Origin of the sequence: Lewinella sp., assembly GCF_050633125.1 — a bacterium.
Classification (GTDB): Bacteria; Bacteroidota; Bacteroidia; order Chitinophagales; family Saprospiraceae; genus Lewinella.
This window is the reverse complement of the sequence record NZ_JBOEFX010000073.1, coordinates 26,451-40,249: the sequence shown is the minus strand read 5'-3', so window position 1 is coordinate 40,249 and position 13,799 is coordinate 26,451. Positions and strand designations below refer to the sequence as shown.

12 protein-coding genes are annotated in these 13,799 nt (G+C 45.4%); 6 read left to right on the top strand and 6 right to left on the bottom strand.

Annotation, left to right across the window (positions count from 1 at the left end):
* Positions 1-282 precede the first annotated feature (282 nt).
* Both ACRBG0_RS15820 and recJ read left to right on the top strand, forming a co-directional pair.
* Positions 283-1,044: an OmpA family protein gene (locus ACRBG0_RS15820; protein ID WP_431487837.1), complete on the top strand. Its 762-nt coding sequence runs from the start codon at positions 283-285 to the stop codon at positions 1,042-1,044.
* Positions 1,045-1,192: 148 nt separating this feature from the next.
* Positions 1,193-2,920 (top strand): single-stranded-DNA-specific exonuclease RecJ, encoded by a 1,728-nt coding sequence (recJ, locus tag ACRBG0_RS15815; protein ID WP_431487836.1) that lies wholly within the window; start codon positions 1,193-1,195, stop codon positions 2,918-2,920.
* A 15-nt stretch (positions 2,921-2,935) separates the two neighbouring features.
* Here recJ and ACRBG0_RS15810 read toward each other — a convergent pair whose 3' ends face one another.
* The 5 genes from ACRBG0_RS15810 to ACRBG0_RS15790 all read right to left on the bottom strand — a co-directional run bounded on the left by ACRBG0_RS15810 (position 2,936) and on the right by ACRBG0_RS15790 (position 7,466).
* Positions 2,936-3,637: a Crp/Fnr family transcriptional regulator gene (locus ACRBG0_RS15810; protein WP_431487835.1), complete on the bottom strand. Its 702-nt coding sequence runs from the start codon at positions 3,635-3,637 to the stop codon at positions 2,936-2,938.
* Between the two features lie 505 nt (positions 3,638-4,142).
* Positions 4,143-5,930 (bottom strand): DNA polymerase III subunit gamma/tau, encoded by a 1,788-nt coding sequence (locus ACRBG0_RS15805; RefSeq protein WP_431487834.1) that lies wholly within the window; start codon positions 5,928-5,930, stop codon positions 4,143-4,145.
* Positions 5,931-6,156: 226 nt separating this feature from the next.
* Positions 6,157-6,324, bottom strand: coding sequence for a hypothetical protein (locus tag ACRBG0_RS15800; protein ID WP_431487833.1), 168 nt, complete (start codon positions 6,322-6,324; stop codon positions 6,157-6,159).
* 58 nt (positions 6,325-6,382) lie between these two features.
* Positions 6,383-6,784, bottom strand: a complete 402-nt coding sequence (mce, locus tag ACRBG0_RS15795; RefSeq protein ID WP_431487832.1) for a methylmalonyl-CoA epimerase — start codon at positions 6,782-6,784, stop codon at positions 6,383-6,385.
* 418 nt (positions 6,785-7,202) lie between these two features.
* Entirely contained in the window at positions 7,203-7,466 is a 264-nt protein-coding gene (locus tag ACRBG0_RS15790) for a hypothetical protein (RefSeq protein WP_431487831.1), read from the bottom strand.
* A gap of 521 nt (positions 7,467-7,987) precedes the next feature.
* Between ACRBG0_RS15790 and ACRBG0_RS15785 the strand changes: the two genes are divergently transcribed.
* The 4 genes from ACRBG0_RS15785 (at position 7,988) to ACRBG0_RS15770 (ending at position 12,971) form a co-directional block, all read left to right on the top strand.
* Complete coding sequence (locus tag ACRBG0_RS15785; RefSeq protein WP_431487830.1) at positions 7,988-9,682, top strand: tetratricopeptide repeat protein; 1,695 nt, start codon at positions 7,988-7,990, stop codon at positions 9,680-9,682.
* On the top strand, positions 9,679-10,473 hold the full coding sequence (locus tag ACRBG0_RS15780) for a DUF4292 domain-containing protein (RefSeq protein WP_431487829.1): 795 nt from the start codon (positions 9,679-9,681) through the stop codon (positions 10,471-10,473). Before ACRBG0_RS15785 ends, ACRBG0_RS15780 begins: the two co-directional genes overlap by 4 nt.
* A complete protein-coding gene (locus ACRBG0_RS15775) occupies positions 10,454-11,674 on the top strand; it encodes a murein hydrolase activator EnvC family protein (RefSeq protein WP_431487828.1) in 1,221 nt (406 codons plus the stop codon). Before ACRBG0_RS15780 ends, ACRBG0_RS15775 begins: the two co-directional genes overlap by 20 nt.
* Positions 11,675-11,813: 139 nt before the next feature.
* Positions 11,814-12,971: a glycosyltransferase gene (locus ACRBG0_RS15770; protein ID WP_431487827.1), complete on the top strand. Its 1,158-nt coding sequence runs from the start codon at positions 11,814-11,816 to the stop codon at positions 12,969-12,971.
* Between the two features lies 1 nt (position 12,972).
* Here the strand turns inward: ACRBG0_RS15770 and ACRBG0_RS15765 are convergent, their stop codons facing one another.
* A complete protein-coding gene (locus ACRBG0_RS15765; protein ID WP_431487826.1) occupies positions 12,973-13,782 on the bottom strand; it encodes a BtpA/SgcQ family protein in 810 nt (269 codons plus the stop codon).
* Positions 13,783-13,799 lie beyond the last annotated feature (17 nt).

Genomic DNA, 13,799 nt, shown 5'->3' with positions numbered 1-13,799 from the left:
AAACCCTTTTGCACTAATGTAATATCTAGATAAGCCCTTATATTTGCATCAACGAAAACGATTTCCCCAGTTTTTGTTAAAAACTGAAAATTACACCCCTATGACTGGTTATTCTACCAGTTTTCTTCCACTGTGGATAACTTGGATACGGTAAACTTTGTTTTATTCAAAAATTATGTCTTGCTTTGCAAGCAGTTGTTGTAGTAAACCTAATAACTAATAATTTTCGTTACTCGAAACTAAGAGTCAATAAAATTTTTTTAAATCAAACTTACAGAGAACATGCGTTTTATAATCACTGCGTTGATCTTCGTTATGGTAGCCGGTTCTTTCCAGTCTTGCGTATCAAAGAAGAAATTTGATGAATTGCAAGCTGCAAAGACAGCTACTGATCAGGCACTTGCTGAAACCCAATCACAGGTGAAAACCTTAGGGGAAGAGAAAGATGCCCTAGCTGCTGAAATGGCTTCTGAAAAAGCTCGCTTGAATGGCGAACTTAGCAGCCTTCGCACCGATATGACTGCTCAAATTGCTCAGGTTAATGAAAAACTGAACATGACAGAAGCAGAATTGAAAGCCATTAAGGATGAAATTAATGGTATGTTCGCCGCTTACACGGATTCTGGCCTGACAATGGAAGAGCGCGATGGTCGCTTGTACCTTGTAACTGAAGAACCAGTAAACTTCCGTAATAGCTCTTCTAGCTTGAACCGTGATCAGCGTAATGCTATCGACGCAATGGCTGAAAAACTGAAGGCTAACCCTGCGATCAAAGTATTGGTAGAAGGACACACTGACAACAAGCAATTCGCTGCTGATGCTGGTACCGACAACTGGGACTTGAGCTACGCACGTGCTAAGTCTGTTGCTAACCGTTTGATCCGCAAGGGTGTAGACGCGTCACAGATTACTATCGCTGGTCATGGTGATACCATGCCTGCTGGTGATAATGCTACTAAGGAAGGTCGCGAGGCTAACCGTCGTACTTCTCTTACGCCTAACCCAGATTTGGGTGGCTTGTTGAAAGCAGCTGGTGGCAACTAAGATTTTGCTTTTATAACTTACTGATACCAAAGGCAAAGCCGGGTTTGTGAAAGCAAATCCGGCTTTTGCTTTGTAGAATAACCAGTAATGTAAAGAGAATGTTATACCTTAGTTGTTTAAGCAAAAAAGAATTCGCTAACCTTCCGACATGCAAACCCCCGTTTGGCTGCCTGTACCTTATGCCCCGGAAAAAGCCGGTGAATTACAGCAAAGACTGGAACTTAACCCAGCCTTATGCCAGCTTCTTGTGCAAAGGGGAGTAGAAAGTGTAATAGCAGCTGAGGCCTTTTTTAAACCAGAATGGGAGTTGCTCCATGACCCTTTCCTAATGAAAGACATGGAGAAAGCCGTGGATCGACTGGATATGGCGATCAACCGCGGCGAAAAAATTCTAATTTATGGGGATTATGATGTCGATGGTACGATGTCGGTTTCCTTTCTCTATCAATTCCTCTTGGATCAAGGCCATCGGGAGGTTGATTTTTACATTCCAAATCGATACAAAGAAGGTTACGGTCTTTCAGAGGAAGGTATAAATTATGCCGCAAACTCAGGGGTAACGCTTCTTATTACGGTTGATTGCGGCATTCGGGCCCAGGCGCCAGTAGATAACGCACGAAGCCAAGGGATGGATGTAATCATCTGCGATCATCATTTACCCGGCGATGAATGGCCTTTTGCTTCGGCTGTTCTTGACCCTAAACGACCAGATTGCAATTACCCTAATCCTAATTTAAGCGGTTGTGGTGTCGCTTTCAAGTTGGCCCAAGCTATGCTCCGGCATTGGGGAAAATCAGATACAGAACTTCAGCGTTTAACTGATTTTGTAGCGATAAGTATTGCTAGCGATGTCATGCCAGTGATAGGTGAAAACCGTATTTTGGCTACTTATGGCTTACGACAATTAAATACTACTCGTAAGTTTGGTTTACAGGCTCTACTTAGAGTAACGAGCCGTCGTAAACCATTTAGAATCAGTGATATCGTTTTTGGAATTGGCCCCATCATCAACGCTTCTGGGCGAATGGCAGATGCTGGCCTGGTAGTAAAGCTAATGCTGGCTACTACCCGAGCAAAAGCCAAAGACTATGCAGAACAATTGCGCGAACGCAACGAACTCCGCAGAGAATACGATAAACGCACGGCTGATGAGGCTCGCGAAGATGTAGAGGATAATCCCAATTGGGAAGCTCAGAAAAGCTTGGTGCTTTATCAACCACACTGGCACAAAGGGGTCATTGGTATTGTAGCGGCTCGCTTATCGACCGATTTTCACCGGCCTACTGTTATCTTGACAAAATCAGACGAGGTGCTGGTAGGCTCAGCTCGTTCAGCAGGAAACGTTGACCTGTTTGGCGCTATTGAATCATGCGAAGATTTGTTGCTCAGTTTTGGTGGCCACACCAATGCAGCTGGCTTATCAATGAAAGAAGAACATTGGCCAGAATTTGCGCAGCGGTTTGAAGCAGCCATCGAAGAACTTATGCCCGAAGATGGGTTGCAGCCAAAAATAGAAATAGCAGCGACCCTGAAATTGGAACAGATAACAACTGATTTTTATAATGTACTTCGCCAATTTGCACCTTTTGGTCCAGCTAACCGCAACCCTGTGTTCGTGAGTACTAACGTAAAAGCGTTCGGATCTATAGATTTACTAAAAGACGAGCACGTACGCCTTCAGGTTAAGCAGGAAACCGGTCCACCTTTGCATGTTATTGCATTTGGGATGAAGGATTATTATGAACTCTTTGCTCAACATGAAGAATTTACTATCGCCTATTCTGTAGAAGAAAACCATTGGGGTGGGAAGAAAAAACTACAGCTGATGATCAAAGACATCGACTTTACCGGCGAAAAATGGCCGGCAATTAGCTAGAAGCCCAATATACGCTTAGATATCCATCTCTTTTTTGAGCAAATCCATATCACGCACCAGTAGGCGTTTACGGTCGAATGTTAGCACATTATCATTTCTCAATTCATTAAGAATAGTGGTAACCGTCTGTCGCGAAGTGGCCGTTAGATTGGCGATTTCCTGGTGTGTAATAAATTTCCGAACGACTACTTCATAACCAACGCGTTGGCCTTTCTCTGTAGCCAAGTTGAATAAAAATTCAATAATGCGGGTACGGCTATCTTTAAATACCAAAGATTCCAGGCGTTTCTCCATTTGAAGTACACGTCTTCCCATGATTTTCATTAGGAAAAGACTAAAGCCATTGTATTCGCGCATCAGTGATTTGATTTGCTTCATCGTGAGTACGCACGTAGTGGTTTTCTCCATTGCAAAGGCGAAATCCCGACGTTTTTCCTGGTTTTCACTAATGATAGATAATTCTCCAAAAACTTCGCCAGGACCAAGGATTGTTTTGGTGATTTCTTTGCCATCCTCTCCGTAGGTGCCAATTTTTACTCGCCCTTCAAAGACAAAATATACTTTATCGGCATCTTCGTCTGGGAGAAAAATATATTCTCCACGCTTAAAATTTCGATGTGTTTGGCTATCTAGACCACCGTCTGCCACTTTTTGTGGACAGAAGATGCCGCTGACGTCTACGTTTTCAAGGTGCCATAAGCTGTTAGTCGGTTCCATAAAATGTACTGAATAATTGATACGAGGTCCTAAAAAAGGGATGATTCCCTAGTAAAAGCGATTTTTACCATAATAGGTTTAATTTAGGCCGAATATTTGTTTCCTCTATCCTCCTACGGAAACGATCCTTAGACGAGCGGCTTCGCAAGCGACCACGATATACCCGGCACTAAGTGGTTTAGCTGCGCTGATCGTCCCTGCGGTCCTCGGAGTTTTAGGAGAATCGTCACAAGCCTTGACTTTCCTGCCTGCTCGACAGCGTCTCGCTAGCAGGCAGGAGAGTGTACAGTCAACGGTGTCTAACTAAAGTTGTCAAAATGTATCCACTTGATAACCAGCAATAAAAAACCTCTGCGTCTCCGCGTCTCTGCGCGAGACACACTATTTGAGACACTCCCGCAGGCAGGTTGATCCTTTTTTGTCAAGCAAAAAGGATGTATCTCACCGTTGCTGGTTACCGAAAATTTGACTTTACTGAATACGTTTAGCGAGAAAGCAACCCCTCCTATTCATCTGGCCGCAAGCCAAAGCGCTTTACTAGGTCTTTTACTGCCGGATTTTGCTCGGCCATCATTTGGTATTTTTCGCGAGCGTTGAGTGTTTTTGGCTTTAACTTTACCTCTTCCTTACGCATGCTGGCATCTACATCTACCTTTAGCATCAGGTCTGGGGCCATGAGTTGCTTGCGCAATGTCTCGGTGAGGTCATGTTCTTCACGAATGGCACTTTCTACCAAAATGGAACCCACCTTAGCGGTGATAGTCATGTCTTCCAATGAGAGTTCCACGCCTTGCAATTGAAAGCGTAGGCTATCCCGCTCAACGGATGCTGCGTACCTATCCCAGGCTTTTTGGACGTCGTTGAGCTTGAGTTCATCAACGGTTTTTACCACAATCTTATCTTCCTCCTTGAGCTGGGCAAGCATACTACTTAGGTCGGCTTTTCCCATAGTGTTAGCCTTTTCCTTGATGGGAATAGGGGCTGTCGCTGGTGGAGTTTCACTCAGAGCAGTTGAGGAATTGGTTTCTTTATTGGGGGCTACAGCAGGAGCTTGCTCGCCTTTTCCTGGGCTAGGTGGTGGCGCGATCCCTACTGAAGGTACATCGGCAGCATTAGCAACCGGGCTGCTTACGCTCGCGTCAGGCGTTTTTTTTTCCTGTACTGCGGGGGCTACCAGCGGTTGATCAGCGATGCGGAAGGCTCTTCCTATGCTTGCCATTTTTATGAGCGTCATCTCCACATGCAACCGCTTGTTGCGGGCCAGCTTATAGTTGAGGTCACATTCGTTGGCAAGGTTTAAAGAGGTCAATATAAAATCACTGCCACTCAGGCGAGCCTGTTGCTGGTAGCGATCTCTGAGGGTATCACTGGCATCGAGCAGACTGAGCGTTTGCTCGTCTTTGCATACCAGGATATTTCTCAAATGCTCGGCCAGGCCAGTGACGAATAAATCGCCGTCAAAACCTTTTCGCTGAATATCGTCGAAGATCATCAGTGTCTGCTGAATATCTTCGGCCAACAGGGCATCTACAACCCGGAAATAGTAATCGTAATCGAGAACATTGAGGTTGGTAATAACGTCCTCATAAGTGATTTGCTTCCCCGAAAAGGAGACAATCCGATCAAAAATAGAAAGCGCATCTCGCAGCGCACCATCGGCCTTTTGCGCGATAATATGCAAGGCATCTGCATCACCCTTAATGGCTTCCTGTTCACAGATACCCGCCAGGTGAGCAACCATATCGGGTGTCTGAATTCTTTTGAAATCAAAAATTTGACAACGAGATAGGATGGTCGGAATAATCTTATGCTTCTCCGTCGTGGCCAAGATGAAAATAGCGTATGACGGCGGCTCTTCCAGCGTTTTTAGGAAAGCATTGAAAGCCGCCTGCGAGAGCATGTGTACCTCATCAATGATGAACACCTTGTATTTACCTTGTTGAGGTTGAAACCGAACCTGCTCAATCAGTGCCCGAATATGTTCTACCGAGTTGTTACTAGCCGCATCCAGCTCCGTAATATTGAAGGACGCATTTTGACTAAAGGAGACACAGTTGTCACAAGTATTGCAAGGCTCAAAATCGCTGGTAGGGTTTTGGCAATTCAGCGTCTTCGCTAAAATCCGGGCACAAGTCGTTTTACCTACTCCTCTAGGGCCACAAAAAAGAAAAGCATGAGCCAGGTGATCACTCTGTAAAGCATTTTTGAGGGTTAAGGACACGTGCTGCTGCCCTACCACTTCATCAAAGCGCTGAGGACGATACTTACGGGCCGAAACAACAAAATTACTCATAGAGGATACTTACTTTAGGGATAAGGAAATAAATAATCTACACTCCCTCAATACAAAGATAATCAATAGACTTGTTCCACTGGGGGAGATCGGTGGGGAAATTGATGCATTATCAACCACGCGAAGCTTTTTTTGAGGAGCCTAACCTTAGTTAAGTGACTCAAAAAAAGCATAGCGTGGGAAGATAAGGCGCGATTTAACCCCGGTATATCCCAGTGAAACAAGTCTAATAGAAATAGGTCTTGATCCAGGCCCAATATTCGTAACGATTTTTAAAAATCCAAACGATGATCGCCATCGTGGAGAAAAGCACAATCAGCTTGGTATTTCGCCAAGTGACCGCGTTTTTTTCGCGCGGGCTGCGGTAATCTCTCTTTCTACTTTGGTAAGCCATGCTGTTAGTCAGGTAGTTTAGCAGCACAAAGGTACTTAAAAGTGCAGATCATAAACAGTTATTCGGCTACAGGTTGGCACAACTCCACCAATACGCCATTTGCAGACTTGGGGTGTACAAAACAAACCCACATGTTATCAGCACCTCGCTTAGGTTCTTCGTTGAGTAAATGAAAGCCCTGTTCTCGAAGGCGCTCCATCTCAGCACGGATATCTGCTACCCGAAATGCTACATGGTGGATACCTTCTCCTCGTTTTTCGATGTATTTAGCAATAGCGCTTTCAGGGGCGGTAGCTGCCAGTAACTCAACCTTGGATTCCCCCGTTTGAAAAAAGGAAGTCATCACTTTTTCACTGTCTACTTCTTCGGCCTTGTAAGGCTCCTTACCTAGTAGTGTAGTGTACAATTCATTGGCGGCCTCCAGGTCTTTTACGGCGATGCCGAGATGTTCAATTTGCATCAGTTTACCTCTTTTTTGCAAAGATAACATCTCTCCCTGTATTTGCCTTCTGTTTCATGAGGGGCCATGCCTTCTCCCGACTGATGCAGTCGGGATCGGCACCGGGCCATTCGTTTTTACCTTCGGTACCACTGCTGTCCCTTGTCCTGCTCCTCCGTCCGCCGCGCTCCAGGCTCCGCCTTACGCGCCGATACGATCCATACAAATCTATCAGGATAGGAGTGTATGCAGAATTCCGTTTTGCGCCTGCACAACATACCGTCAAAACGACGACCCACAACCCAAACAAAACCCTTGTCCTCCCCACGGGGAGGTGTCCGCAGGACGGAGGGGGCTAGCCCTCTGCCGCGATGGACTCACAAAAAAGAATATATCCAACACAGGCAGTAAGTATGTGCAATGCTCCCCAAGGTCATTATCACCGCACCAGCAACACCTCCCCCTTCAACGCAACAACTTCGCCATTAGTCAGCCTTATCTGTGCCGACCATACATATACTCCGGTCGCTGCGAACTGTCCCGCAATTTTTCCATCCCAACCGTTAAATGGAGTATTCGTTGCCCCTTCCGGAAGCTGCCACATTTTACCACTTATAGGCAATTGTTCAGGAAGCTGTAATTGGTAATAGTACAAGCCTGATGGCAAACTACCTATAGGCAGCGTACACTGTCCATCGGACATTTCGTCAGCAATTTTGGTCAGTATTTACCCCTTGCTATTAAGAATAGTCAGGACGAACTCTCCCGTATAGGGCTGGTCTAATTTCAACCAGGCTTGTTGCCGCGCAGGCTGAGGAATGACCTGTGCTTCTAAAACTGTTGACAGTGCAATTGAATAATTATTTGCTTACACGATTGCTATTCCTAAAGATGGGGACGAGAGCGGAAAAGGAATGCGTGAAAGAAGTTTTTGTATCTTTCTAAAGATACAGCTCTTTAAACGATGTGTGCAAGGGTCTCAATATTAAATCTAAATTATTTAACAAACGGGTAGGTATTGGTGCCATTTCGGAAGTTCTAAAAATCGCCTTAGTAAAAGCCCGGCTCGGCCCTTTTGAAAACAAAAAATAGCGTAGAAAAATTAACTTCATAGCGTGTCCTAATAACCAGAAAGGAATTTTCGTTGTTGTTAAAGAGGTGTCGGCTGAGTTATTACGCCAATACACTGTAAATTTGTGTGTTTTATTAAGATAACCCACTGTTGTGAGTCGAACTATTCTACTACCCTTGTTGATGTTTTTGTCTATAAGTACGGTGCTTGCACAGGAGCAGGTGACCGAAGAAGAAGTAAATCGCGAAAAGCTTTTTATAGAAGCCAACCGCGAAAAGCTTTTGGGCAACTATGACAAAGCTGTCAGTATTCTCCGCGAGTTGTATCGTCAGGATGGTGATAATGCTGCCGTGGCTTACGAACTAGGACGACTTCTGCATGCCCAGGGTGACATCGAAGATGCTGTCCGTTACTTGAAGTCTGCTACAAACCTTGCTCCAGATAACGAATGGTACCTCAAGTTTTTGGCAGACATCTATCAGCAAGAAGGCCGCAACGCCGAAGGTGCTGCACTTTACGAATCACTGGCTAAGAAATCTCCCGATGACCAGTATACCTACTTTCGCTGGGCGTACTTCTTGGTCAAAGCCCAAGAGGTAGATAAAGCCATCAAGGTATATGATGATTTGGAAAAGGCGATAGGATTCAATGAAGAAATTGCCCGGCGGCGGCATACTTTATTCTTGGGTTTGGGTGATACCAAACGAGCGGGCAAAGAACTTGAGCGCTTGGTGGAGGCTTACCCCAATGTATTAGAATACAAGCACATTTTAGCGGCATTCTATGATACACAAGGAGATAAGGCTGCTGCCCGTAAGGTATATGAGCGTATTATTGCCCAAAATCCTAAAGATGCCAAGGCACAATTAGCATTGGCTGGTGGTTCCAATGTACAACAAGATGAATTGCGTTACCTTGCCGAATTGCGACCTGCTTTTGAGCGTAGCGATGTAGAGGTAGATTTAAAAATAGGTAAGCTTTATCCCTTTATCACGATGGTTTCCGAAACGGGTAATAAGGTTATCGCCGATGCTGCTCTTGAGTTGACAACCATCATGGAAAGTGTACACAGCAGTGACGCCAAGCCCTTTTCAGCTGCGGGTGATTTACTTTATCACTCCGGGCGGCGGAAGGAAGCTATTGTGAAATACCGAGCTACCCTGGAGCGTGATGAAAATGTATTCCCCGTATGGGAACAATTACTGACCGCTCTTTATGAAATAGGTGACGGCCTCGGACTGTATGAAGCAGCAAACGACGCTTTGGATATCTTTCCCAATCGTGCTGTTATCCAATATTACCTGGCACTGGGGGCCGACGCGACCAAGCGTTATGATGAAGCCTTGGATGCTACAAATATGGCAACCATGATGAGTGGCCGAGATCAAGCATTGCGTGGAGAAATACAGGCGCTTGAAGGCCAGGTATACAGCCATAAAGGAGATAAAGCCGCTGCCGCTGCTGCATTCAAGCAAGCATTGGAATTGGCACCAGCGTCGTCTGATGTAAATTACCGTTACGCAGAGTACCTCCTGGAAAAGAATGAACTGAAAGATGCTAAGGCTGCAGCCGAAAGAGCTGCTAACCAAATGCCTTATCATCCTTATTACACGAATGGATTAGCCAAGGTGTATTATCAGGACGGTCGCTACGAGGCGGCAGAAGAATGGAATACCAAGGCCCTTGCCAACGGAGCTAATTATTGGCCTACGGCTTTGGAGTTGGCAGGGGATATTCAGTTTCAGCTGAAACACACAGAACAAGCCGTTTCTTTTTGGCAGCAAGCCAAGGCACTAGGCGGCAATAGTAAGCGTTTAGAAGATAAAATTGCAAATAGGAGTTTATGATTTCATTACCAATATTTCGCTCGTTTTTAGGTGCCTTTGTCGTATTGACCCTTGTGTTAAGCAGTGGGTGTAATACGAATAAGAAAGTAACCGAAACGACCACGGTTGATCGCCCCCTAGGGCCTGCTGATTATATCAATATTTTTGCACAAAACCAGGTGCAGGCAGAATGGCTCAATGGCAGCGCACGCCTTTCTTTTGATGATGGTGACATGTCTGTTGGCGGTACTGCAACCATCAAAATGCAAAAAGGCAAAGCCATCTGGATGAGCGTCAAGAAATTTGGTTTTGAAGTCGCCCGGGCCATGGTGACGCCAGATTCGCTTTTTATCCTGGATCGTTTCAATAAAGAGTATGCTGCGGAGCCCATCAGTTATATTTCCGAGCGCTTTAAGTTGCCAGCAGACTTGGCAATGTTGCAGCAAATATTACTGGGAAATCCGGTTTTTCTGACGCAGTACACGCCCAAGTCCAGTATGGAAGAAAATATCCTCCGTTGGTCTGCTGAAGATGAGGATGCCCGCAACGATTTTTGGTTTTTGTTACCCGATTACCAATTGGATCGGATGGAAGTACAGCAAGAAAGAAGTGCTCGTTCGTTGGCAATTCAATTACTGAATTACCAGGATGCGGGCACCAACCGTGATTTTTCTTACCTTCGTAAAATTGCTGTCAATAGCCGGGAAACGGGTAAGGCAGAGATAGAAATAGAATTTACGCAAGTTGAACTCAACGTTCCTACCAACATCGATTTCAGTGTACCTCCGCGCTATGAACGGATGTCTAAGTAGCACCCTTTTACTGGTACTGATTGTATGCAGTACTGCCGGAGTATTGTCCGGGCAGTCAGCGGATGCACTAAAGAATAAGCGAGCAGAGCTATTGGCAGAGATTAATGCCAATAACCGCCGTTTGGGCGATACTCGAAGGAACAAGGCCGCGACCGTGGAACAGTTGGCGCTATTGCAGCAACAAATCCGTAAACGAGCAGAGCTTATTACCACCCTCCAGCAGGAAATCACCCACACGGATGCCAGTATTATTCGTACCAATGAGGTAGTATTCGCACTCAATGAAGATGTAGAACGATTGCAAGAAGAATACAGCCACTTGGTGAGGGCTGCTTATCGTAGCCGATTGCAAAATACGTGGCTTAGTTTCCTTTTGTCTTCCCGAAGCTTTAATGAGGCGTTCCGTCGTTGGCAATACCTTCGGCAATACCAGCGATTTCGTAGCAGACAGGCTCGTTTGATTGTCGCGACACAAAAGTCTTTACAAACCAAGTTGACTCAACTGGAGGTACGCCGTACCGAGAAAGAAAAGTTGTTACAAACCGAAGAGAACCAGAGGCTGGCTATCAGTAGAGAAAAAGGTGCTCAGGATCAGTTGCTGACCAAGCTCAATAAGAGTGAAGCAAATATTCTGACAGAAATCAAGCAGCAAGAAATTGCGCGCGAAGAACTCAATCAAGCCATCGAGGAATCTATCGCATCGGAAATGGCTAGAATCAGGAAGGCAGAAAGAAATAGAACAACCACTACAGCTGCTGCGCCTGCTTCGAGTAATGTTGCTACACCTGAAGTAAGCAATGAAGCGAGTAACTTTTCCAGCCAGAAAGGGCGTTTGCCCTGGCCAGTAGAAGGCGAAATAGTAAAACGTTTTGGCCGACAGCCTCACCCTACAGTTAAAGGAGTAGAAATTTCAAACAATGGCATTGACATTGGCATCAAAACCAATACTACAGTCAAAGCAGTAGCAGCGGGTACTGTGGTGAGTACCCATTTTGTGCCTGGTTACCGCAATATGGTGTTGGTAAGGCATGGTGATTATTATACCGTATACTCCAATTTAGAGAGTGTAAATGTAAGCAGTGGAACAAGCCTTTCTGCAGGCCAAACGATAGGGAACATAAGCACCCAGGCCGGAGAACTTCACTTCGAATTATGGCGCCAAAAAGAACGCCTGAACCCTGAACGCTGGATTAGTAAGTAACATGAGGATTAGCTAGCACTGCTACTTCGCGGTGCCTTTTTGTCTTCCTAGGGAGGCAAGAAATGATTAGGCAAATCTCACGTAAAGTAAGGTAGCTTCGCTGGTTTTTGTTCCTGATCATCGGTTTAAATTCCTAAAAATGGATGCAATACCAAGTACTGTGTACCTTTTAATAAGTACCGTAGTGTTGTATGGTACACTGGCACTAAGTCTGTTGTACCCTCTTTTTTTATGGTGGATTGCCAAAAGTTGGAAGAAAGGAAAATTAGCCTATCGTGATTCAGTGCCATGCCTTACGGAATCTCCCATGGTGTCCGTCATTGTTCCTGCCCGCAATGAAGCCTCCAATATCGGGGCTTGCCTCCGTTCGGTTTTGAACCAGAATTATCCCACAGAGAAAATAGAAGTTATTGTCATTGATGATGATTCATCGGATAACACAGCTGAGGTTGTTGGGCAAGTGGCAGATGAGCGATTGCACTTAATTTCCCAAAGAGGGAACAAGGAGCACGGTAAAAAAGCGGCACTGAAAAAGGGAATTGAAAAAGCTCAAGGAGAACTGATTGTTACTACCGATGCTGATGTCATCGTGTCAAAACAATGGCTGGAAGAAATAGTATCTGCCTGGCAGGGGGGGGCGAAAATGATATTGGGGCCAGTGCAAATGAGCGGTCCTCCTACTCTACTTACTGCTTGGCAAGGGCTTGATGTTTGCGGTACGATGTTACTCACAGGAGCTGCTGTTTATCAAAGGCGTCCACTTTTGGCGAATGGCGCTAATCTTGCGTTTTCTAAGGCCTACTTTCATGAACTAGGCGCCTATCAAGGGAATGAAAAACTGGCTTCAGGGGATGATGTTTTTTTGCTGCAAAAAGCAGTAAGTAAAGATGTAAAATCTATTAAGTTTTTATTCTCTAAATCAGCAGCAATACTTACGGGAGTAGAAGATAGTTGGCAGAAGTTATTTTGGCAGCGACTGCGGTGGGCGGGAAAAACAGGTGCTTATCGTGACCCATATCTTCTCGTTTTTCAAGCCTTGGTGTTTTTTCTTTGTTGGGGTATGGTATTGTTATTACCATTGCTCTTTTATAATCCGCTACTTGTGGGATTGGTTTGGCTAGTGAAATTATTTGGAGAAGGGTTTTATCTCAGGTTCGCTTGTCGCGAAATGGGTGACCACCAATGGCTGAGGTGGTTGTTCCCCGTGCAATTGATTCACCCTTTCTATATTGTGCTGATTGGAACACTTGCTTTACTACCGCTTTCTTTTTATTGGAAAGGGCGGAAAGTGAGATAGATTACTTCGCCAGTGCAGCAACCATTTTCTCCACTCTTCCTGTATCCAGTTCATTAGCCCAGTGTCCTTCTTTTTTTAAGGCTGACCCTACAATGAAAGCATCCGCATAAGGCAGGTATTGTTCCACGTTTTCCGGACTGATTCCTGACCCCACCAGAAGCGGAAGCTCCGGACACGCTTTTTTAACCGCTGCAAGATCTTCGGGTTTTGCCTCGCTGCCCGTAGCTGTTCCTGTAACAATTAGGCCATCCGTTCGGAAAAAATGAGCAGCCTTAGCCGTTTCAGCTAGACTAACATCGGCAGTAGCTGCATGAGCGCTATGCTTTTTTTTGATGTCAGTAAAAACAGCAATATGTTCCGCTCCAATATTTCTCCGGTAACGGAGCAGATCGGCTGCATCGCTATTCATCCAGCCTTCGTCAGCTAGGTGGCCAAAAACAAAACCTTCTGCCCGAATGAATTGAAGGTCAGCCGCCAGCGCTACAGCTAAAGCAGCTTGATTGGCACCAGCTAGGACCTGAATTCCACAGGGCAAGTGCGGCGCAATATTTTTCACGGCCAGTGCTACAGCTGTCATGCTACTCACTATTTCGGGTCCAACCGTTCGAGCGGAATAAGGGGTGTCATGCATGTTTTCTAGAAGGAGCACATCCACCCCCGCAGCAGTCAGCAACTCGGCCTCTTCTTGTACCTTTTTTAGAACAGCAGGCCAGTTGTTGCGATAAGCCGGTGTGCCAGGTAAAGCCGGAACATGAATCATCGCTATCAGTGGCTTATGATGAGGAAAGGTGCTTGATAAAGAAAAAGACATAAAAAAAGGATTTGAGT

What these genes read in the sequence shown, in the direction of transcription:
- ACRBG0_RS15820 (WP_431487837.1), top strand. Translation starts at nt 283, where the DNA reads ATGCGTTTTATAATCACTGCGTTGATCTTCGTTATGGTAGCCGGTTCT.
- recJ (WP_431487836.1), top strand. Translation starts at nt 1,193, where the DNA reads ATGCAAACCCCCGTTTGGCTGCCTGTACCTTATGCCCCGGAAAAAGCC.
- ACRBG0_RS15810 (WP_431487835.1), bottom strand. Translation starts at nt 3,637, where the DNA reads ATGGAACCGACTAACAGCTTATGGCACCTTGAAAACGTAGACGTCAGC.
- ACRBG0_RS15805 (WP_431487834.1), bottom strand. Translation starts at nt 5,930, where the DNA reads ATGAGTAATTTTGTTGTTTCGGCCCGTAAGTATCGTCCTCAGCGCTTT.
- ACRBG0_RS15800 (WP_431487833.1), bottom strand. Translation starts at nt 6,324, where the DNA reads ATGGCTTACCAAAGTAGAAAGAGAGATTACCGCAGCCCGCGCGAAAAA.
- mce (WP_431487832.1), bottom strand. Translation starts at nt 6,784, where the DNA reads ATGCAAATTGAACATCTCGGCATCGCCGTAAAAGACCTGGAGGCCGCC.
- ACRBG0_RS15790 (WP_431487831.1), bottom strand. Translation starts at nt 7,466, where the DNA reads ATGTCCGATGGACAGTGTACGCTGCCTATAGGTAGTTTGCCATCAGGC.
- ACRBG0_RS15780 (WP_431487829.1), top strand. Translation starts at nt 9,679, where the DNA reads ATGATTTCATTACCAATATTTCGCTCGTTTTTAGGTGCCTTTGTCGTA.
- ACRBG0_RS15775 (WP_431487828.1), top strand. Translation starts at nt 10,454, where the DNA reads ATGAACGGATGTCTAAGTAGCACCCTTTTACTGGTACTGATTGTATGC.
- ACRBG0_RS15770 (WP_431487827.1), top strand. Translation starts at nt 11,814, where the DNA reads ATGGATGCAATACCAAGTACTGTGTACCTTTTAATAAGTACCGTAGTG.
- ACRBG0_RS15765 (WP_431487826.1), bottom strand. Translation starts at nt 13,782, where the DNA reads ATGTCTTTTTCTTTATCAAGCACCTTTCCTCATCATAAGCCACTGATA.